The sequence below is a fragment of the Thomasclavelia sp. genome (assembly GCF_047249845.1).
Taxonomy (GTDB): Bacteria; Bacillota_I; Bacilli_A; order Erysipelotrichales; family Coprobacillaceae; genus Thomasclavelia.
This window is the reverse complement of the sequence record NZ_JBKTWO010000018.1, coordinates 20,854-42,256: the sequence shown is the minus strand read 5'-3', so window position 1 is coordinate 42,256 and position 21,403 is coordinate 20,854. Positions and strand designations below refer to the sequence as shown.

The following is a 21,403-nucleotide window of genomic DNA, read 5'->3' as shown; positions in this document are numbered from 1 at the left end:
CCTTAGTAACAATCCCAATTATATAATACTTTAGAAAAATCTTTATTTTCTAAAGCTTTTTTTGTAATAAAGAAATTACAGATACCACAATCTCCCCACATAATCTCTTTATTTTTAATACCTATACTATCTATTTGTAATAATAATAAATATTCTTCATATTCTCCATATTCCCGAGGATCTACTTGGGTAAACGCTGGATAACCCAACAATTTATGACCAAAACCACTATATTTATTATAACTATCTTCATAAAGTACTTCATTTGGTATATCATTAAATGATTTAATCAACATATTTGGATAACTATTATTCCATTCCTGAATAAATAACTTTTCAAAAGTATAATCGCCAATACTAACACCTTCTTTTGATTTTTCAAGGATCAATTTAAATGTATCATTGATTGGAAAGTCACTTTCTTGATTAAAATGATATTTATCCACAATATCATTTTCACTAACTGTAGGATCAAGACTTGGATAATATATAACTCTACTTTCTTTTTGAGATGTCATATCATTAAAATCTAAACCATATAAATCATTATTTAGTATCCAAAATTGAATTAATCCTTCATTCAAGTTGTATTCATTTATAGGTAATTCATTAAGATTAATTTGTCCAAGTAATCTTAGCTGCTGACCATTATCTGCAACTGGTACTTGATCCTCTTTTCCTAAATATGGCAGACCTCCAAACCTGCTATCAAAAATACTACATTTTTCATCTTTTAAATTTATTTTAATAACTTCTTTAGATGTTTTTTTATATAATAAATCCATAACTTTTAAAACCATCTCTTGCGTTATTTCCTCTGTCTTTTTATTTTTTTTAATTATTTTAAACATCTTATTCCTCCAGATCAAAACCATTAAATTAAATATTTAATCATTTTAATTCTACTATTTATATTCAAGCCCAAGCAATAATAAGATAAAAAATAAACCCTGTATACAAGGTTTATTTATAATCTTAAATCTTTCATCTCAATCACTTCAATCAATAAAACGATTCCACCAACTAATAAGTATGCAGCAACAATATAATTTAGTACTACCGTCAATAACATTGGTGCTATAATAAATGCTAAAGCTGCTAAGATATTAACTATACCTGTAAAAATAACCCAGCCATAATCCTGTATTCCAAAATAGCTTAATTGATGAGCGAAACTTAATTTATTAAGCCCATATACTACTAATATAAAACCAAAAATAAATGCAAAAGTATTAATTGTAATTTCAATTGGTGAACAAATCAATAATAATCCAATTAATAAATTACATACGGCACTAACTAAACTACCTGGCCACCTAAATAATTGTGGAGCAGCAAAATAATCAACAATTTGATAAATACCTAAAATAAATATTAATACTGCTGCAATATCGCCAATTAATGTTACAGATTTAATTGGGTAAATAATACATAAAATTGCACATAAAATCATTAATATTGAAACAATAATTCCTACAACTCTTAATAAGTGAATTTTTTTATTCCACTTTTCTGTAAACTCACTTCTGAAATCAAAACCATCACTAAACCTTAACATATTTATCACCTTCTATACTTATATTATAAATCAATTAATTATAGAAAAATATAAACAAATTTGTTCTTTTGTCTAAAAGCATTTATAATATTGTAAGGAGGTTCGTTATGTTTAAATATGGTATATTAAGTACTGCATCAATTATTGACCGTTTTGTTGCAGGAATCAGAGAAAGCAAAGAAGGTCATGTTCAAGCTCTAGCTTCAAGAACTTTAGAAAATGCTAAAAAAGCTGCTAAGAAATTAAATATTGATAATTATTATGGTAGTTATGAAGAATTATATAAAGATAACAATATTGATATTATTTATATTCCTACTGTTAATGGGTATCACTATCGTGATTGTAAAAATGCTTTAAAACATCATAAACATGTTATTGTTGAAAAACCTTTTACTTTATCAACTCAAGATGCTAAAGAGTTATTTGAATTAGCAAAAATTAATAGTTGTTTTTTAATGGAAGCACAAAAAGCTGTTTTTTTACCAGCAACTAATAAAGTTAAGCAATTAATTGATAATAAAATAATTGGTGAACTAAAATATATTGAATTTAAAGCTGGTTTTCCAGGAAAATATGATTATGATCACTGGATGTATGATCTATCTTTAGGTGGTGGAACTCTTAATGCTAGCGCAACCTACACCATTGAATACCTACAATATTTGTTCAATCAGCCACATTTTCAAATTGATGGTAGTTGTATAAAAAGTCCAACGGGTACAGATGAAATTTGTAACTTTCAATTAAAAGTAAATAATTCTGTTTTAGTTTCATCAACTATTGCAATGAATGTAAACTTAATAAATGAAGCTGTATTTTATGGTGAATTAGGTTATATTGTTGTACCATATTATTGGAAATCAAATCAATTAGATTTATATCTTCATAATGGTCAACATCAACATTTTGATTTTTCTTACCAGAGTGAATTTGTATATGAAATTGAGCATATTCATAATTGCTTAAAAAATAATCTGATTGAAAGTCCTATTATGAATAAGGAAAAAACATTTGAAACAATTGAATTAGTCAATCAGCTATATCAAAAATGGCAATAGACAACCAAGAGATACAAAGTTATCTCTTTTTCTTAATACAAACATTATTTTACTTTATCCTTTTCTATTGAGGAATAAAGCGCTACTCCAAATATAATTAATCCCCCTAATAATTCCCTTACTCCTAAGGTTTCCTTCAATAAAATATATGCAAATACTATACCATATACTGTTTCCATTCCAGATATAATTCCTGCTGTTTGCACTTTTACCTTTTTCAAACTACTGACATAAATACTATGAGCTAATGCTGTACATACAATTCCTAAAAATATGATTGCTAATAGATCTATAACCGTTGGTATTACTTTAATAATAAATAATGTTGGAAATAAAATAATGGCTGCTACCCCTTGTTCATATAAACAAATTATTCTTCCTGAATATATACAAGAAAAATAACGATTCATTAAGCATAAAACAGCATAACTTAATGATCCTATTAAACCTATGATAATCGCTAAAGTTACTTGATTATTTAATGTAAATTCAGGAATTGTAATCAATATCCCTAAAAACATGATTAATGCTATAATAATATCTTTTACTTTCAACCTTTCCTTATATATAATCGGTTCAAGAAAAGTAACAAAAAGCGGAAATGTAGAAAACGTAATTGTCCCAATAGCAACAGTAGACATTTGAATAGTTTGTAAAAAAGTGAACCAGTGAATGGCCATTATAACTCCAGCTATTATAATTAGTACATAATCACGCTTATTAGCTAAACTTATCTTCTCTTTCTTTATTAACACCATTATTAATAAAAAAGTTGAAGAAAAAAATACTCGTCCAAATGTAACTATAACTGCAGGAAGAGAAACAAATTTACCAATTACGCCTGCTAAACCAAATAACATTACTGCTAAATGTAATAAAAAAATTTCTTTATTCTTCATTTTACTACTCCATTTATTAAAATTACTATTTAATTTTTATAATACGCTATAATAAGCCAATTTTCTACTATAAAAATATAAAGATGTAAATTTAACCAACATACAATATTTAGCTATTTGACATTTATAACCATCAAGATTAGAATTAAATGAATGATAGATATAAAGTGGAGAAATTAACATGAAAATTACAGATAAAAATATAGATGATGGGAAAGCTTTTGACTGGGGAAAAACCTCAAAAGACTACGCAAAATTTCGAGATATTTATCCCCAAAAATTTTATGACAAAATAATAAATCGCAATCTTTGTATAAATGGTCAAAATGTTCTTGACATAGGTACAGGAACAGGTGTCCTCCCCAGAAATATGTATCATTATGGTGCAAAATGGATCGGTACAGATATTTCAGAAAATCAAATTAAGCAAGCAAAAATTCTTTCAAAGGGCATGGATATTGAATATTATGCATTACCTACAGAAAATATAAGCTTTCCTGATAATTCTTTTGATATAATAACTGCTTGTCAGTGTTTTTGGTATTTTGATCATGAACTGGTTATGCCTAAATTTTATAATATGCTTAAAACAAATGGACGCATTGTCATATTATATATGGCATGGTTACCCTTTAAAGATAAAATTGCAGAAGCAAGCGAAAAATTAGTGTTAAAATATAATCCTAAATGGGACGGTGCCAGAGAAACAATACACCCAATATCTATACCCGAATGCTATAATAAAAAATTTGAACTCACTTATCATGATGAATATCCTTTAAATGTTCATTTTACCCGTGAAAGCTGGAATGGCAGAATGAAAGCATGTCGAGGAATTGGCGCTTCACTTACAAAAGAAGAAATCAATAATTGGGAAGAAGAACATACTAAACTACTTATTAAAATTGCTCCTGCTGAGTTTAATATTTTACATTATGCAGCCATTGTTGAACTAAAAAAGAAATAACTAATATATAACAGCAGCTTAAATAAAAAGCTGCTGTTATAATTATATTTAATAATATCTTGATAACACATACAAAATTAATTATTGTTCATTAAATCACATATATAATAATGCATAAAAAATGAAGCACACTTCCCAATAAAATCCACAAATGCCAAATACTGTGCATATAGCGATACTTATTTTGAAGTCCATAGAATATTGTACCAACTGTATATGCAACTCCACCAAGTACAAGCAATATAATTCCACTATATCCCATAGCTGAAGGTAATAAATTAAATTTAAAAATAATACACCAGCCCATTGCTAAATAACAAATCATTGAAAACTTTTCATTGCTCTTAATATCAATTGCATTTAAAATAATGCCTAAAATTGTACATCCCCATACAACAGCAAAAATTATCCAAGCCCAAAATGAATCTACAGGTCTAATTGAACATAAGACAATTGGTGTATATGTTCCTGCAATTAAAACAAAGATTGAACAATGATCCATGATTTGAAAAACTTTTTTACTCTTTGTATTTGGTGATAATCCATGGTAAATACTACTCATAGTATATAAAAGAATCATCGAAATACCATAAATTATCCCTGAAATTATTCCATAACCATTTCCCCTAATTGCACCAAACACAATACATAATACTAATGCAACTATTCCAAAAGCTCCACCAACAATATGTGTAACCATATTAAATATTTCTTCACCACGTGTATAATCTGGTAATACACGATCATCTAATTTTGTTCGCTTCATTAAATACCTCCAATTTATAATTATGAATACATTTTAAATTAATGACTAATTAAAACTATCAGCCAATTTTTATGTCTAAAAATAGGTATTCTTTTATTGGTTATATTTTACTCTTTAAATTATTTTATATCAATTAAAATAATTGATAATTATCATCTCCATATTTTATAAATTAAAAGAGGCAACTGTTAAATCAGATACGCCTCCCATTTTATTTTCTATTCAACTATGTCTATACTTCCTTCAATCTCTGATAAAACACCTGGTATCAATTCACAACCAAGAACAAACTGATCAGGAATCCCAGTATTATTGATAATCTTAAATTCACTTACTTGACAATAACCAAACTTTCCATAATAATTTGGATCTCCAACTAAAAATGTAGCACTATAGCCTAATTTTAAAGCCTCTTTATGAGCATATTTTAATAATGCTTGACCTACCCCACTATTACGATTTTCTAACTTTACACATAACGGTGCTACAAGCAATCCTAAATATTCACCTTTCTTTGTACTGATAGTTTGACTGGTCATCATGATATGAGCAACTAACTCATTTTTATTTTCACAAACAAATTCAAGTTCAGGAATAAAATTATTACTATTACGTAATTTTAATACAAAATCTTGTTCATTACCATCAGATACCTTTGCTGTTTCAAATGCTGTTTTTACTAATTGATAAATATTTTGATAGTCTTTTACTTCTGCTAATCTAAATTTCAATTTTTTTCCTCCAATAATTAATTTTATAATATTATTTTTTTCATTAAATAATTCTTAATATTTATTCCATCTAACTGAACTGTTCGTTCTTTAATTACTTTATAACCTCTTTTTTCAAAAAAAGGTTTTGCACTAATTGAAGCATGGACCGTCAGTTCTTTTACCTCTTTATAATAATTCTCTAACTTATCACAAAGCAATGTTGCTATATGTCTTCCTTGATAATCTTTATGAACATATAAATGGTCTAAGTATCCATTTTTATTAATATTTCCATAACCAACAATTTTATCATTTTCAATCGCTACAATTGTATATAATAATTTAAAAAAATTATCTTGTTGTAAAAGAATATCTCGACGATTAGACCATACTTTAATTTGATCATTATTATAATCATATTTATTTATTGTTGTAATTGTTTCATAAAATAATTCACAAATTTCTTTTAAATCAGAAGATTGATATTCTCTAAATTTCATTTTTCTTACCACTAACAATAATTTTATTTATTTTACCTCTGCTATATCCTCATTACATAACAATGGTAATAACTTTTTTATTATATGTGCAAAATTGAACCCCTTTTATTACAAAAGAATGAGATACAATAATTGCTCTATTTTAAATTTTTACACTCAGCATAATTATCCACACTCAATTCAAACAGCATCTAGATAATGTTCCCCACTACCATTATAAATTAATAATTTATAACCATTGTAATTAAGTATTTATCTATATATTTTTTAAAATAGTTTTACTAACCTTTTTAATTAAATTAAAACTCCATTACAATGATCTATTTCATGTTGAATGATTTGAGCTGAATAATTATTAAATGTCTTGATCTTCTTTTTAAAATCTTTATCATAAAAAGCAACTTTTATTTTTTCATAACGTTTTGTTTTTTTTGCTCCTAAATGTGATAAACATCCCTCCTCGATTTCATATAGCTGTCCCATTTCTTTAATAATTTCGGGATTAATCATTACCAAATATATTCCATCATCATTAATAACAATAATCCTTTTATTTATCCCGATCATATTAGCAGCCATCCCCACACAATGAGTTTCATGAGCCTTGATAGTATCTAATAAATCTTGAACGATTGGTAAATCCTCCTGAGTTGCTAACGTTGATTTTTGACTTAATATAAATTGATCAGTAATTATTGGTTTTATCATTTATACCCTCCAAATTTTATCCTTAAGATATTCTTCTAATAATAGCACATGATCTTTATCTATTTAACTTCAAACAATAACTAATTTCATCATAAACTAATTACTCCATTTATACTCTTTTATCATAACATCAATATTCTTATATCACAACAAAACAAAAAGTTATCATTTAAGATAACCTTTTAAATAAAGAAATTTGCACATTTAGTAAAGATAAAACAAATTATAATACCTGTAAGTGCTGGAACAATAAAAGATATTATTGCCCATTTCCAACTATTAGCTTCTTTTTTTATTGTTAAAAGAGTTGTTGAACAAGGCCAATGCATAAGAGAAAATAACATTACATTAATTGCTGTAATCCAAGTCCAGCCATTTTGAATTAATAGACTTTTAAGAGCTACTAAATTATCCATTTCAATTAAACTACTATTTGCAAGATATGTCATGATCATAATTGGAATGACTATCTCATTGGCAGGAAAACCTAAAATAAAAGCTAACAATATAACCCCATCTAAACCAATACAGTGAGCAAAAGGATCAAGAAAATCAGAAGTAATGTTTAAGATCGTAGCCCCATCAATGCTAATATTAGCCATCAACCAAATTACTAATCCTGCCGGGGCAGCTACAGCAACTGCTCTAGATAAAACAAACAATGTTCGATCGAATATAGATCTTACAATCACTTTTCCAACTTGTGGTTTACGATATGGTGGTAACTCTAAAGTAAATGATGATGGTACCCCTTTTAATATCGTTTTTGATAATAACTTTGAAATTACTAAAGTCATTATTATCCCTATTACAATTAATAAAGTGAGAAAAACAGCTGATAATAAAGAGTTTTGAAAACTAGCCTCTGTTCCAATAAAAAACATTGTAAGAATAGCAATTAACGTAGGAAATCTACCATTACATGGAACAAAATTATTAGTAATCATTGCTATCAAACGTTCACGAGGTGAATCAATAATTCGACACCCTACTATACCTGCTGCATTACATCCAAACCCCATACACATCGTTAATGCCTGTTTGCCACAAGCACTGCACTTTTTAAATGCATGATCCAAATTAAAGGCAACTCTTGGTAAATAACCTAAATCCTCCATCAATGTAAATAGTGGGAAAAAAATAGCCATCGGTGGCAACATTACACTTACTACCCATGCTAAAACTCGGTAAACTCCTGTTACTAACATATCATTAAACCATGTTGATACTCCTAAAACTTGTAAAAATTGACTTATTGGTTTCTCTAAGCCAAATAAGAAATCCGATAACCACTGTGATGGATAATTTGCACCAGTTATTGTAATCCAAAAAATCAGCGCTAATAACATTAACATGATTGGATATCCAGTCCAACGATTTGTTAGTATTTTATCTATCCTTCGATCTCTTTGGTTATAATCCTGCTTCTTGAAATGAACTACTTTTTGACAAATTAAATGAGCACTATGAATAAATGAAACAACTATTTTATCCTGTAGATTATGATTATTTATTCCATGATCATTTAAAAAGCTATTTGCTTTATTTATTGTTTCTATAAGTTCAGAATCATTAAGATCCAAGTTGAATTGTTTAGATATTTCTGTTATTAAAGATTGATCACTTTCAATTAAACGCAAACACAACCATTGATAACTAAGATTAGTAATAATTCTATTTTTAATTACTGGCTTTATTATATTTATCGCTTCTAACAAAACATCACTATATGCGATTTTTAAAGAATTTTTATTTTTAGGTTTATCAATAACTTGATCTAAAATTTTAATAACTTGATCTAAATCACCTTTTTTACGAGCTGTGATCCCAATAACTGATACACCTAACAATTCTTCTAATTCTTCAAGATCGATTTCAATCCCTTTTTTCTTAGCTTCATCCAACAAATTAACACAAACAATAACATTTTGATGGACTTCTATTGTTTGAATAACAAGATTTAAGCTTCTTTCTAAACATGTTGCATCACAAACTACAACAATTGCATCAGGATGTTCAAAACAAATAAAGTTACGAGCAACCTCCTCTTCTGCTGAATGTGCTAATAAAGAATACGTCCCTGGTAAATCTACTAAAACAAACGAATACTTATTCCCCTTACAATACCCTTGAGCATTAGTTACAGTTTTTCCTGGCCAATTTCCAGTATGTTGGTGTAATCCGGTTAATCCATTAAAAACGGTACTTTTTCCAACATTAGGGTTTCCTGCAATTGCAATAATTTTATCATTGGGATTTTGTTTTTTTATAACCAAACTTGTATCACTAGCATTAATTCCTGTTGATTTATTAGTTAAGCCCATAATTCTCAACATCTTTTCTAATTAATACATTTTGGCAATCTTCATTTCTTAAAGCAATTACTGCACCTCGAATCAAAAAAGCTTTAGGATCTTTACTAGGACTATCTAGGATACACTGAACTTCAGTATTATCAACTAAACCAATATCTAACAGTCTTCTTTTAATAGTTCCCTGAGCTGATAAAGAAGTAATTATCCCCATCTCCCCCATCTTTAAATCATTTAAGCATATATTTTTTATCATAATAAATTTCTCCTCATCGTATATTAGACTAAGGAAACTTTGTTTCCTAATACTATAATATTAATTTATTTAAAAAGCGTTACTAAAAAGGAGAAAAAAATGGATGATAAAGATAATGGCTATTTTACTTTTAAAGGCTATCAACTAAATAGTGATAGTAAACTTACTTCTTCAATGGAAGATTATTTAGAAATGATTGTTCGTTTAAAAGAAAAAAATGAAATTGTAAGAATAAATGTACTAGCTAAAAAACTCCATGTTAAACCTTCATCTGCCTCAAAAATGGTCGTAAAACTAAGTCAAGAAGGATATTTAAAATATCAAAAGTATGGAGTAATTTCATTAACTACTTTAGGGAAAAAGTGGGGCGAGTATTTTATATATCGTCATCAAGTTTTAAACAACTTTCTATGTATATTAAATAGCAGTTATAGTGAATTAGAACAAGTAGAAAAAATTGAACACTTTCTTGATAAAAAAACAATTGATAATCTAGCATTACTAACATCAGAACTTAAAAAATTATAAATTAGGTAACGATCATTAAAGATTGTTACCTTAATTTTAAATTATTTAATAATAAAAAATAAAATTAGTATTTATTATTTTATCAATTCCTTGTAAATCACAAATAATATTTCTATTTTATTACCTCATATATAATTTTCATACTATTAAAATATTAACACTATACTTATAAGACATAATTTTTATAAAATCATTAGTATATAAACTAAGTATTTATTTCTCTTCATTAACCTAATAAATCAATCTTTATATATCTCTCTAAATGATTTAATATTGCAATCTACATTTTGAGCTATAATTAATTACAATTCTTTAATTGATGAATAGAAACCTAAAAGTATTATTCCTATATTTAATTGCACAAGATTAAATTACCAAAAAATTGGAAAGCAAAATAAAACTAATCCCATTAACTTATTAGCATAGGTATGCATCATAATTAACTCATGATTTTTGTATTAACCAACTAAGATACCAATAATCCTAATAATAAAAATCAACCAGCTTTCTATCACTAACCAGTGTGTTAATTCTATTATAGGAATTAATTTTACTTTTGCAATACTATCTAAATTTGTTCCAAAATCACTAATAATATTAAACCTTCTAGCAAGATATCCATCTAACATATCACTCACCCCACAATAGATATATACAATCAAAAAGAGGGTATGGTTCAATAAAATACAAAGCCCCAATAACTCTTGTTATTGTAATAGTATTAGGTAAATAATTCATGATCAATAAACTCAAGACAATCTTTCTTAATTACATCATCTTTATGCTCTAAATACCAAACAAATGATTCCTTTAATCCAAAAAACAAATCTTTTTGTTTTGAAACATCAAGAATATACTCATACTTGTGAAAACTGAAATAATCCCGTTGATTTTTATAATTAGATACATATATCTTTTTTAATGGTTCACCCACTACCTGGTAGTATAACTCAGCAAATCGATTAATATCAATTATTGGATGGTCATTTATGATTTTCTCTAACAAATTATATAGATCTTCAACGTGAAAGAATTGTAATAACATTTTTCCATCATCCAGTATATAAAAAGGGCGTTTCTTTAAAGCACATTCAAATACAAATGGCTCACGATATAAATTTCGTATTGATCCATATAGATATGGTGGTCTTAATATATAAGCATGTGGTGTTTGTTGTAATAAATATTGCTCCGCAGTTATTTTATTACTTCCATAAGGACCCCAAATAGAATTAATTCCTACTTCTTGCTCTTCAATATATGGTTGTGGTAATGTTTCAGGATAAAACAGCACATGAACTTATTAAAATATAATCTTTAATATTGCTTAATCCTTTTAATAAGTCAACAATATCCTGTTTATTATAGGCAGTATTATCAAATATTGCATCAAACTTATAATCACTAAGTAACTTTCCTAATTTATTACGGTCACCTTTAATTAAAGTAACTCCATCTACCTGTTGATGATTATCACGATTTAATACATAAACATCATAATTTTTAGCAACAAAGTAGTTGCCACAAACTTACTTACAAATACAGTTCCTCCTGTCACTAAAACTTTTTTAACATTTTTTGCCTCCTTAATTAGCTTGATTTTATCTATTACTTATTTCAATTTTATCATTAGCTTATAACGAAGTAAGAAAGGTTTACATAATATATCAAATCTCTTACAAATAATCTTTTTAAATTTAATATTGAAATTAAGGGACTTATTTGTTTATTTCCCAGGAAATTTTAGAGTAAACTAAGAAAATTATCAAAATATAAATACTACAAAAATAATTAGTTTTACTATCACAACTAAAAAAACTTAGTTATTTTTACCCCATTGATATATAAAAAAGCTATTTTCACATCAATAGCTCATTTACATAATTATCAATCATATCTCTTGTTAATGCTAATAAAGTACTCCTCGCTTAATCACTAGAAATTAATCTACTTATATTTCACTATTATCAAAAACTATATCTGCCTGTTTATATATATCAAAAAACTTAAGATAATTATTTTCCATTGGAATCCAAGTATTTTTAAAATTTTCAAGCATATTTATACCATTTCTCTTAATAATTCTCTCTATTTGCTTATTAGAATTTATTTTTAAAACAATTTTATAATCATAATAGCTTATTAAATCCGGATGCATACTATAAGCCCCTTCAATAATATTTATATTTTTATAATCTATTTTTTTAATATTCTTCTCTAACTTCATTTTCGAACAATCAAATTTTTGATAATATACCTTTTCACATTTTGATAAAGGAATAAGTACCTCATCTTTAAAACGTTCATGATCGATATTTTCACCTATCCTATTTAAACGTTTTTCATTACGTTGAAATGGTTGTAAGAAAAAATCATCCATATGAAAGATATTACAATCATAAATTGTATTTAGTATATTAGCTAGTGTACTCTTACCTGAAGCACTCATTCCATCTATTGCAATTTTTATTTCAGATTTAACTAATAATAATTTATTAATTTCTAATATTATTGGATAATAATATGCTAATTCTGCTTTCATAACTCGATAATGAGGTTTATATGTTTCTTTATAAATATTACTATGACTAATTATAGGACAGTCTTGTTGAAGATAATTATCAATTTCATAATTTAAATCATCAATAGGTAAATATAATTGTTTGATTTGCTTTAAAGTTTTAATCAAGTGTTCTTTACTTCCATTATGAAAATTAGCTGAACAAACAAATAATTGATTAATCGTATATAATTCTATTTCACTACCATTAAATAAATAAAAACGAACTAGGTTATTTCCTATTGGTTCTATTCGATATGTTTTATTATTTAAACTGTGACATTCTTGTTTTAAAATATAATAAGTTTGTGATGAATTTTTAATCATATGTTCACCTGCAAATTCGTATTGAAAAAACAGCTTAATTATATCCTTACCTGTCATTAATGGATAAGATTGTAAATGCTCTAAAATAATCTCTTTCATAATCATTATTTAATTAATTTTGCCTTTTGTAAAACTATAATTAATACAGGTATTAAAATTAATTGTAAAATAATTCCAGGAATGGCATTACTAAATGCACCTGCTACAAACACTGTTAACCCAAATACTTGATCACTAAACCCATATAATAATGCACTTACTAATCCCCAAATGATTCGTCCACCAATCATTGAGATAATTAGAGAAAAATAAACATCAAACACTTTCTTATTACTTTTATTATATAAATAACCACTTATCATTCCATAAGCAGCTAATTCAAATGCCATTGCTATAGCTGTAGGAAACATTGGAGGCATTGTAAATACCAAACTTCTTAGTAAAGGTAAAATAAATCCCACAATCAATCCTAATGGTGCTCCGCAAACAAAACCACAAATAATCACTGGTATATGCATAGGCAATAGCATACTTCCAATCGATGGTATTTGCATTGTAAAAAAAGGTAAAATAAAACCTAAAGCTAAAAATAAAGCTGATAATACAATATTTCTTACTGAAAATCCTTTCATTATCTTTCTTCCTTTCATCTAAACATGAAAAAAAGCCATAAATGTATTACACTTACATGTGTAACTCAATACCTTCATGGCATGAAATAGATTATCTTCTTGATAATTGATTTAGCTTTATTCATGTATAAAAAGTATAACAAGCCCATAGTTTTTTGTCAATTATCAAACTGAAATGATTAAATAAAATTTAAAAGATTAAATAATCATTTTTACACTCATCAATAATTTTTAATACATTGTTATAAGTAATTGATAGGGTCACTGTATTAATATTAGGATGCATTAGTAACCGTTTACCAACCAAATCCTTATCAATAATTATTTTAACTTTACCCATATCATTAATAATTCCTAATAAAGAAACTGAACCTGGTCTCAATCCTAAATATTTTTTTAACTCCTCTTCATCAGCAAAATGTAACTTGCCACTATTCAAATAATCTGCCAATGCTTTAAGATCAGCTCTTTTATCACTTTTCATAATATATAAATAATAATTGTGATGATTATTTTTTAAAAACAAATTCTTTACACCCTCACCATTCATTGTTTCCTCAATAAATAATGCCTCTTTTGCTGTTGCTACTGGTTTATGTTCCATCTTTTCATAATCGATCTTTAAACTCGCTAAGTATTTATAAACATCCATATTAACACCTCATATAAATATGATTGTAATTAATTTATTTATTAATGTCACGAATAAATTAATTAATTTTTTTTAAATCATAACTAAAACCATATTTTAAAATATAATCCTCTAGAACCCAATTATTATCATAGATAATTTTAGCTGCTTTTTTACCAACATAGCGTAAATGCCATGGTTCATTGGCCGTACCAGTTAGACTAGAACGATCTTTTGGATAACGTATAATAAAACCATATTTATAGGCATTTTTAACAACCCATCTATATTCATTAGTATCACCAAACACAAGTCTTTTTTTATCAATAACACTTTGACTTGTTAAATCTACACCCAAACCCAATTGATGTTCACTAGAACCAGGTTTTGCAACTAGCCCAGCCGCTGTAACTTCATCATATTTTTTAAAATACTCTTCATATATCTCTGTTTGACTTTCATATGATCGATAACCACTATTTAAAACTAATTGATAATCTTCTTTTAAAGCATCTTGATACATATTTTCTAATGCTAGTGCAGCATCTTTTCGTAATTTTTTATTTTCTGTATCAGGTGCTATTGGTATATTTGGTATAGTTAAGTCTTTTGGTTCATATTCTTTTGGTATAACAAATCCTTTTTTAATTAAAACTAAAGTGTTTTCTGGTTGTAATATTTGATATTCATTAGTTGGTTTATTTTTAGCGTTTATAAAAGGATATGATTGTGATAGTACTGCAGTTATTGGTTCTAGATTTGATTCTATGTATTTAGGTAAGTCTTTAAAAATCATCCCTTTTATATTTAAATAGGACTTTATAGCTGCATAGGTAAATTTATTATCTGTAAGTACTTTAAAATCTTCTAAATCTGCAAAAGACATTAAGTTAATCATTTGATCATAATTATATTTTAAATTTTTTAATGGTTGATAATATTGCTGATAAAATTCATCTATATACTCTACCACTTCTTTTGCTGATAAATCTTTCTTATACCCATGATAAATTTCATATTCTAAATAATGATTAGCATTAGAGATTTTATTCCATGAAGCAATATTAACAACTTTATCAAACTTTATAAAACGCTCTACCTCTTCATCATCTAACCTCAAAATGATATCTTGTTCACTAAAATTATACCCCTTTGCCATTAAATGAATTCTTTCAAGATTTAAAATAGTAACTGTCCCTATAATTATTAATACTCCTATTATCACAATTATTATTTCATATGAAAACTTATTTATCTTTTTCAAATTAATTTCCTCCTTTATATACCCTTGGTAAGCGACTCTTAATTCGACACAATATTTCATTACTAATTGTATCGGCTGCTAAAGCAAGTTGTTCAATTCTGATTTCATTATTGCCATCTTTGCCTACAATCGTTACTACTTCATTACTAGTAAGGTTCGTAACTCTACTAACATCTACTAGCATCTGATCCATACATATCCGTCCAATAATTGGGCACTTTTGCCCTTTAACTAAAACATATCCATTTGATGATAACTGCCTTGGTATACCATCTCCATAACCTATTGGGAGCGTTGCAACTATGCTATCTTTAGTAACCTGATACGTAAGTCCATAACCAATCTTTGTTCCTTTTACAAGATGATGGATTGTTGCTATTCGTGATTTTATTGATAAAACAGGTCTTAAATCTAATTTAATTTTTAAGTAATCGCTATAAGATGATTTTATTCCATACATGAAAATACCAATACGTGCATAATCACAATTTATTTTAGGATAATTAATTAATCCATAGCTACTTTGAATATGTATTTTTCCTACATTATTATATTTTTTTAACTTATTTATTAATTTATTAAAACTATTAATTTGTAATTTTGTAAATGAGACATCACTTCTTTTATTACTATCACAAACACATAAATGTGTGAAATATCCTTTTATATGTAAATTATTATATTCATATAGTTTTTCAATACTATCGATATCATTTACATCAAAGCCTAATCGATGCATTCCACTGTCAATCTTTACATGAACATCAATATCAAATCCACACCAATTTAACTCACAAGCATATTTAGAATCAATAACACTTTGAATTAAATGATATTTGTACAGTTCAAATGCTCTTATTGGATGAGTAAATCCTAAAATTAATATTTCCCCCCTAATTCCCGCCTTTCTTAACTTAATTCCTTCATCAATAGTAGCTACTGCGTAAGCTGTTATTCCTATTTTTTGACAATGTCTCGCAATCGCAGTTAAACCATGTCCATAGCCATCTGCTTTGACAACTGCCATAAATTTAGTTTTTGGTTTTAGTAACAATGATAAGTAATTAATATTATGGCTAAGTGCATCTAAATCAATTTCAACCCAGCTGCGACTTGTAGAAATATTAGCCATATTTTTTCTTACCTTTTATATTTGAATATGGTAATAGTAATATTGATCCACGATTATAATAAAATATTCCCTTACTAAAAACTAAATATTTTCTATAACTCCTTTTATTATCTAAAGAGATTACTTTCATTATTAAGCCCCATTTCAATAATTACATCTATTAATCTAGAAAACTCATATCCGGCTACTTTCATCATCTGCGGAAAACGACTATGTGATGTAAAACCAGGAATAGTATTAACTTCATTGAAATAAATCTCATTTTGAGGTGTTAAAAACATATCTACTCGAGCAAATATCTGACATCCTAAAATACGATAAATTTTTTTTGCAGTATCTTGAATTTTTTTTATTGTTTTTTGATCGACCCGGGCTGGAAGATGTATTTTTGATGATTTAAGTGTATACTTTTCATCAAAATTAAAAAATTCTCCTGTTAACTCTATTTCATCAACTACTCCTACTTCCAAATGTTTATTACCAATAACTCCACAGCCAACTTCAAATCCTATTACTTCCTCTTCAATAACTACCTCATCATCATATTTAAAAGCTAAGCTAATTGCATATTTTAAATCCTTATGCTCTAATACTTTAGATATCCCATATGATGAACCAGCTTTTAGAGGCTTTACAAAGACAGGAAACTTCAAATCAAATATTTCTTCATTTAAACCATTTCTTGATATAACAAAAGATTTTGCTACTTTTATGCCCTGAGACTTAACTAGCTCATGAGCTCGATATTTATCCATACATAAAGCTGATGCTAAAATACCACTACCGATAATTGGAATATTTGCTAAACACATTAACCCTTGTATTGTACCATCTTCACCATTTTTCCCATGCAAGACTGGTAAAACTGCATCTATATGATAATACACAACTTTATTATTAGTAATTTCTATCATAGTGCCATAATTTATGCCCAAACTTATGCTTACACTGTTCATTGTCTCTTGCGACCATGTATCATTTAAAATATTTTCTACCTCACCTTGATAATGATACCATTTACCTGTTTTAGTAATACCTATCATGTAAAGAGTATATTTATCATATGGAAAATTTTTTATGATTGCACCAGCCGATTGTAGTGATACCTCATATTCACTTGAATTTCCACCAAATAATATTGCTATAGATTTTAACTTCATTTATATCCTTCCTTTCAATAAAAACTTTTATTTGATATTTATATCATATCTAAAATAAAGGTCTTGTTTTTCAATATCCTCATAAGAAAAGATAACAAATTTCTTTTTAAATTCTTACTTTTTTCTTACATCATAAATTATTTTTTACTGGCTCATAATTATGATTATTTTTATATCATTGAATATCTGCAAATTATTATTTTGACTTATTATTGTAAAGTTCAAATTATTAATTTACAATTAGATTAATTGGAGGTTATATGACTAAAAAAAAGGATTTTATTATTATAGTTATTATTATTTTTATAATAGTTAGTAGTTTTATATTTAATCACTTCTTTTTTTATCAAACAGGAATGTATGTTAAAATTAAAGTTAGTGGCAAAGAGTATCAAACCATCCCTTTAGGGCTTGATCAAACTATAAATATAAAAAACAAAAATACTGTTGTAATTAAAAATAACAAAGTTTATATTACAGATTCAACTTGCCCCGATAAATTATGTCAAAAACAAGGCAAAATATCTAAAAATGGTCAACAAATAATATGTTTACCTAATCAAGTAACTATTGAAATTATTACTAATCAAAATAATAATATTGATACATCTTCATACTAGGAGGTTTATATGACTAAAAAAATAACCTATCTCTCCTTATTAACTGCAATTGCAATTATTCTAGGATATATTGAAAGTTTGATTCCTTTTAGTTTTAGTATTCCCGGTTCTAAAATTGGTTTAGCCAACATCATTAGCATAATCACATTATTTTACTATGGTTTTAAAGAATCACTAATCGTCTCATTACTAAGATGTTTAATTATTGCTATTACTTTTACTAACCTATACATGTTTATCTATAGTATAAGTGGTGCTATACTTAGTATCTTTACAATGTATTTACTCAAACAAACAAAATCATTCTCTATTATAATTATTAGTATTACTGGAGCAATTAGTCATAATTTAGGACAGTTAATTATTGCAATTATATTTTTAGGATTCAATATTATTTATTACTTACCATATTTAATAATTATTGCCTGTATTACTGGTACATTAATGGGTCTTATAGCAATATCTTTAATTCAAAAAATACCACCCAAAATAAAAAATAGGATATCCTAAGATATCCTAAACTAGTTTACGATTCATCCATTTTCCACTATAATATCGCCAAACAAAGAAAATGCAGCGCACTACCCAATCAATAAACATAGCTATCCAAACCCCCATCAATCCAAGAGCCATATATTGTCCTAAAATATAACTAAAGCATAATCTAAAAATTAACATTGATGCGGCTGATATAACCATTGTAAATTTAGCATCATTTGCTGCTCTTAATACATTTGGAAAAGTAAATGATAAAGGCCAAACTGTAGCTGCAACAAAAGCATGTAAAAAAATACATTGAAAAGCAAGATCTGTAGTTTTACTTGATAGCGCATATAAATTTAAAATTACAGGTGTGATTAAAACCAAAATCCCAATTAAAATAGCCATTGAAATGTAAGTAATTTTCATTAGCTTTTTTACATAATATTTTGCCTGCTGGTAATCATTTGCACCTATACACTGTCCAATTACCGTTACCATAGCTAATGACATTGCCATTCCAGGAATAATTTGCATTTGTGCTAAATTATTTGAAACAGCATTAGCAGCAATTGAATAAGTACCAAATGTTGCAATTAAGCTTTGAACTAATATCTTACCAAACTGAAACATTCCATTTTCTAATCCTGAAGGAATTCCAATTTGCAGGATTTTTTTTATATATATAAAATCAAATTTCCAATGAAAATAATCATCTATACAAATATCTAAGTCCTTTTGTCCTAGCATTTTTAAAATCACATAACAAGCTACCGCTCTAGCAATCAAAGTTGCAAGAACAGCTCCAAACACTCCCCATTTAAAACCAAAAATAAATATTGCATTTAATATAATATTTATTACATTCATTATTGCACTATTAATCATTGAAATTTTTGAATTTCCAATCGCTCTAAATAAAGCTGCCCCAGAATTATATAAAGCAATAAAAGGATATGACATAGCAGAAAATAAAAAATAGATTTCTGCATTTTTCATTACATCTACATCAACGTTTCCAAATATCAAATGTAAAAGTGCAGTATTAAAAATAATTACTATCACCATCATAATTAATGAAATAATAGCTGTAATAAGAATTAATTGTTTTGCAGAATATCTTGCTTTATTAGAAGCTCCTTGTCCAATAAATTGTGCTGTTACAACTGCACCCCCTGTCCCCAAGGCTGCAAATATATTAATCAAAAGAATATTAATTCCATCAACTAGGGAAACTGCAGAAACTGCTGCCTCGCCAACACTTGCAACCATTACAGTATCAAAAAAACCAACCAAAATAACTAATAATTGTTCAACTACAAGTGGTACAATTAATCTTTTTAAATCTTTATTAGTAAATAACACGTATAATCGCCCCCTATGTTGACATATTATACGCTAATCTATTTTAGATAGTAAATTATTTCTATTTTTGAAACATAAAAAATTATTTTAATTTAGCCCATAATTCAATAAAACAATTTTCATCGAAAGGATTAAAATACTTTTGTACTAATAAACTATCAGGTGTTAAATCATGGTTAGGTAACCACGTATCGAATAAATAATGACTTGCTTTATATAATGCTTCATTTACTAATTCATCAAAATGTTCTGCTTCATAACTACAAACAATATATTTCCCTTTTGGCATTACACGAATCTCATAATCTTCTCTATAATTATTTGATTCCACCCCAACGAAATAATCAAAATATTCTGGCTGGTCAGATAATGTTAAAATATCTACTCCAATTTGATCTTTATTTAACTTTAGATTTTGCCATAAATCTAAAAAATTATTGATCTTAGGTTGATTTAAATCTTTTATTAATGCCAATTTACTTTTACCAATAAAATACTTATCTGACTCTATTGCTTCTTCATTAATTTCTAAAACCATTTTATCTACGATCAAAGGAACACCAGTATCAATTAGTATATAATTTAAAGCAATATCAGGTTTTATAAAATGATCTAAATGAATATCCATTTTACGATATCTATCAGGTGAAATATGATAAACCTCTTTAAATACTTTACTGAAATTTCCATGATTAGAAAAGCCACATTTAATAGCTATATCTAATATTCGTAAATCTGTTTCTTTCAATAATTTTGATGCCTTAGCCAGACGTCGTAATTTAACATATTCCTTTACAGTTTTATTTGTTAAACGATAGAATAAACGCTGATAATAATATTTTGATAAATGAGCGATTGCAGCTAATTTATCTATATCTATTTCTTCATCAAAATGTTCCTCTATATATTCAATTGTTTTTTGAATCTCTTGCCATGAATTCATTATCATCGCCTCCTTACATAT

The 21,403-nt window shown here is 26.9% G+C and carries 24 protein-coding genes; 5 read left to right on the top strand and 19 right to left on the bottom strand.

Features of this window, described 5'->3' with window-relative positions; translation table 11 throughout:
* Nucleotides 1-2: 2 nt before the first annotated feature.
* A complete protein-coding gene (locus tag ACLR9T_RS06625; protein ID WP_413108750.1) occupies nucleotides 3-851 on the bottom strand; it encodes a YwqG family protein in 849 nt (282 codons plus the stop codon).
* 116 nt (nucleotides 852-967) lie between these two features.
* On the bottom strand, nucleotides 968-1,558 hold the full coding sequence (locus ACLR9T_RS06620) for an HdeD family acid-resistance protein (RefSeq protein WP_413108749.1): 591 nt from the start codon (nucleotides 1,556-1,558) through the stop codon (nucleotides 968-970).
* A 107-nt stretch (nucleotides 1,559-1,665) separates the two neighbouring features.
* Here ACLR9T_RS06620 and ACLR9T_RS06615 point away from each other — a divergent pair, with 107 nt between their 5' ends.
* On the top strand, nucleotides 1,666-2,619 hold the full coding sequence (locus tag ACLR9T_RS06615; protein ID WP_413108748.1) for a Gfo/Idh/MocA family protein: 954 nt from the start codon (nucleotides 1,666-1,668) through the stop codon (nucleotides 2,617-2,619).
* A gap of 44 nt (nucleotides 2,620-2,663) precedes the next feature.
* Here the strand turns inward: ACLR9T_RS06615 and ACLR9T_RS06610 are convergent, their stop codons facing one another.
* Nucleotides 2,664-3,518, bottom strand: a complete 855-nt coding sequence (locus ACLR9T_RS06610) for a DMT family transporter (RefSeq protein WP_413108747.1) — start codon at nucleotides 3,516-3,518, stop codon at nucleotides 2,664-2,666.
* Between the two features lie 181 nt (nucleotides 3,519-3,699).
* On the opposite strand from ACLR9T_RS06610, the gene ACLR9T_RS06605 reads away from it, so the two are divergent.
* Nucleotides 3,700-4,485, top strand: a complete 786-nt coding sequence (locus ACLR9T_RS06605; protein WP_413108746.1) for a class I SAM-dependent methyltransferase — start codon at nucleotides 3,700-3,702, stop codon at nucleotides 4,483-4,485.
* A gap of 91 nt (nucleotides 4,486-4,576) precedes the next feature.
* Here the strand turns inward: ACLR9T_RS06605 and trhA are convergent, their stop codons facing one another.
* The 6 genes from trhA to ACLR9T_RS06575 all read right to left on the bottom strand — a co-directional run bounded on the left by trhA (nucleotide 4,577) and on the right by ACLR9T_RS06575 (nucleotide 9,740).
* Nucleotides 4,577-5,251, bottom strand: a complete 675-nt coding sequence (trhA, locus tag ACLR9T_RS06600; RefSeq protein ID WP_413108745.1) for a PAQR family membrane homeostasis protein TrhA — start codon at nucleotides 5,249-5,251, stop codon at nucleotides 4,577-4,579.
* Between the two features lie 218 nt (nucleotides 5,252-5,469).
* Nucleotides 5,470-5,982, bottom strand: coding sequence for a GNAT family N-acetyltransferase (locus ACLR9T_RS06595; RefSeq protein WP_413108744.1), 513 nt, complete (start codon nucleotides 5,980-5,982; stop codon nucleotides 5,470-5,472).
* A 23-nt stretch (nucleotides 5,983-6,005) separates the two neighbouring features.
* Entirely contained in the window at nucleotides 6,006-6,464 is a 459-nt protein-coding gene (locus ACLR9T_RS06590; protein WP_413108743.1) for a GNAT family N-acetyltransferase, read from the bottom strand.
* 294 nt (nucleotides 6,465-6,758) lie between these two features.
* Nucleotides 6,759-7,172 (bottom strand): peptide deformylase, encoded by a 414-nt coding sequence (locus ACLR9T_RS06585; protein ID WP_413108742.1) that lies wholly within the window; start codon nucleotides 7,170-7,172, stop codon nucleotides 6,759-6,761.
* Between the two features lie 182 nt (nucleotides 7,173-7,354).
* Nucleotides 7,355-9,496, bottom strand: coding sequence for a ferrous iron transport protein B (feoB, locus tag ACLR9T_RS06580; protein WP_413108758.1), 2,142 nt, complete (start codon nucleotides 9,494-9,496; stop codon nucleotides 7,355-7,357).
* Nucleotides 9,483-9,740 (bottom strand): FeoA family protein, encoded by a 258-nt coding sequence (locus ACLR9T_RS06575; protein WP_413108741.1) that lies wholly within the window; start codon nucleotides 9,738-9,740, stop codon nucleotides 9,483-9,485. The genes feoB and ACLR9T_RS06575 overlap by 14 nt, the downstream gene beginning before the upstream one ends.
* Before the next feature lie 99 nt (nucleotides 9,741-9,839).
* Here ACLR9T_RS06575 and ACLR9T_RS06570 point away from each other — a divergent pair, with 99 nt between their 5' ends.
* Complete coding sequence (locus ACLR9T_RS06570; protein ID WP_413108740.1) at nucleotides 9,840-10,268, top strand: metal-dependent transcriptional regulator; 429 nt, start codon at nucleotides 9,840-9,842, stop codon at nucleotides 10,266-10,268.
* Between the two features lie 458 nt (nucleotides 10,269-10,726).
* Here ACLR9T_RS06570 and ACLR9T_RS06565 read toward each other — a convergent pair whose 3' ends face one another.
* The 8 genes from ACLR9T_RS06565 to vanG all read right to left on the bottom strand — a co-directional run bounded on the left by ACLR9T_RS06565 (nucleotide 10,727) and on the right by vanG (nucleotide 17,974).
* Nucleotides 10,727-10,948, bottom strand: coding sequence for a CDP-alcohol phosphatidyltransferase family protein (locus tag ACLR9T_RS06565; protein WP_413108739.1), 222 nt, complete (start codon nucleotides 10,946-10,948; stop codon nucleotides 10,727-10,729).
* A gap of 41 nt (nucleotides 10,949-10,989) precedes the next feature.
* Complete coding sequence (locus tag ACLR9T_RS06560; RefSeq protein WP_413108738.1) at nucleotides 10,990-11,562, bottom strand: hypothetical protein; 573 nt, start codon at nucleotides 11,560-11,562, stop codon at nucleotides 10,990-10,992.
* 657 nt (nucleotides 11,563-12,219) lie between these two features.
* Entirely contained in the window at nucleotides 12,220-13,254 is a 1,035-nt protein-coding gene (locus tag ACLR9T_RS06555; RefSeq protein WP_413108737.1) for a uridine kinase, read from the bottom strand.
* Between the two features lie 5 nt (nucleotides 13,255-13,259).
* Nucleotides 13,260-13,787, bottom strand: a complete 528-nt coding sequence (locus ACLR9T_RS06550) for an ECF transporter S component (RefSeq protein ID WP_413108736.1) — start codon at nucleotides 13,785-13,787, stop codon at nucleotides 13,260-13,262.
* A gap of 190 nt (nucleotides 13,788-13,977) precedes the next feature.
* Complete coding sequence (locus tag ACLR9T_RS06545) at nucleotides 13,978-14,439, bottom strand: YbaK/EbsC family protein (protein ID WP_413108735.1); 462 nt, start codon at nucleotides 14,437-14,439, stop codon at nucleotides 13,978-13,980.
* 58 nt (nucleotides 14,440-14,497) lie between these two features.
* Nucleotides 14,498-15,682: a M15 family metallopeptidase gene (locus tag ACLR9T_RS06540; RefSeq protein ID WP_413108734.1), complete on the bottom strand. Its 1,185-nt coding sequence runs from the start codon at nucleotides 15,680-15,682 to the stop codon at nucleotides 14,498-14,500.
* Between the two features lies 1 nt (nucleotide 15,683).
* Nucleotides 15,684-16,814 carry a serine racemase VanT catalytic subunit gene (vanT, locus tag ACLR9T_RS06535; RefSeq protein WP_413108733.1) on the bottom strand — a complete coding sequence of 377 codons (1,131 nt, stop codon included), beginning with the start codon at nucleotides 16,812-16,814 and terminating at the stop codon, nucleotides 15,684-15,686.
* A 107-nt stretch (nucleotides 16,815-16,921) separates the two neighbouring features.
* A complete protein-coding gene (vanG, locus tag ACLR9T_RS06530; protein ID WP_413108732.1) occupies nucleotides 16,922-17,974 on the bottom strand; it encodes a D-alanine--D-serine ligase VanG in 1,053 nt (350 codons plus the stop codon).
* A gap of 260 nt (nucleotides 17,975-18,234) precedes the next feature.
* Here vanG and ACLR9T_RS06525 point away from each other — a divergent pair, with 260 nt between their 5' ends.
* Together ACLR9T_RS06525 and ACLR9T_RS06520 are read left to right on the top strand one after the other, a co-directional pair.
* A complete protein-coding gene (locus ACLR9T_RS06525) occupies nucleotides 18,235-18,594 on the top strand; it encodes a NusG domain II-containing protein (RefSeq protein WP_413108731.1) in 360 nt (119 codons plus the stop codon).
* Nucleotides 18,595-18,603: 9 nt separating this feature from the next.
* Nucleotides 18,604-19,104, top strand: coding sequence for a Gx transporter family protein (locus ACLR9T_RS06520; protein ID WP_413108730.1), 501 nt, complete (start codon nucleotides 18,604-18,606; stop codon nucleotides 19,102-19,104).
* A gap of 6 nt (nucleotides 19,105-19,110) precedes the next feature.
* Here ACLR9T_RS06520 and ACLR9T_RS06515 read toward each other — a convergent pair whose 3' ends face one another.
* Complete coding sequence (locus ACLR9T_RS06515; protein ID WP_413108729.1) at nucleotides 19,111-20,439, bottom strand: MATE family efflux transporter; 1,329 nt, start codon at nucleotides 20,437-20,439, stop codon at nucleotides 19,111-19,113.
* 82 nt (nucleotides 20,440-20,521) lie between these two features.
* Nucleotides 20,522-21,382, bottom strand: coding sequence for an AraC family transcriptional regulator (locus tag ACLR9T_RS06510; RefSeq protein WP_413108728.1), 861 nt, complete (start codon nucleotides 21,380-21,382; stop codon nucleotides 20,522-20,524).
* Between the last annotated feature and the right edge of the window lie 21 nt (nucleotides 21,383-21,403).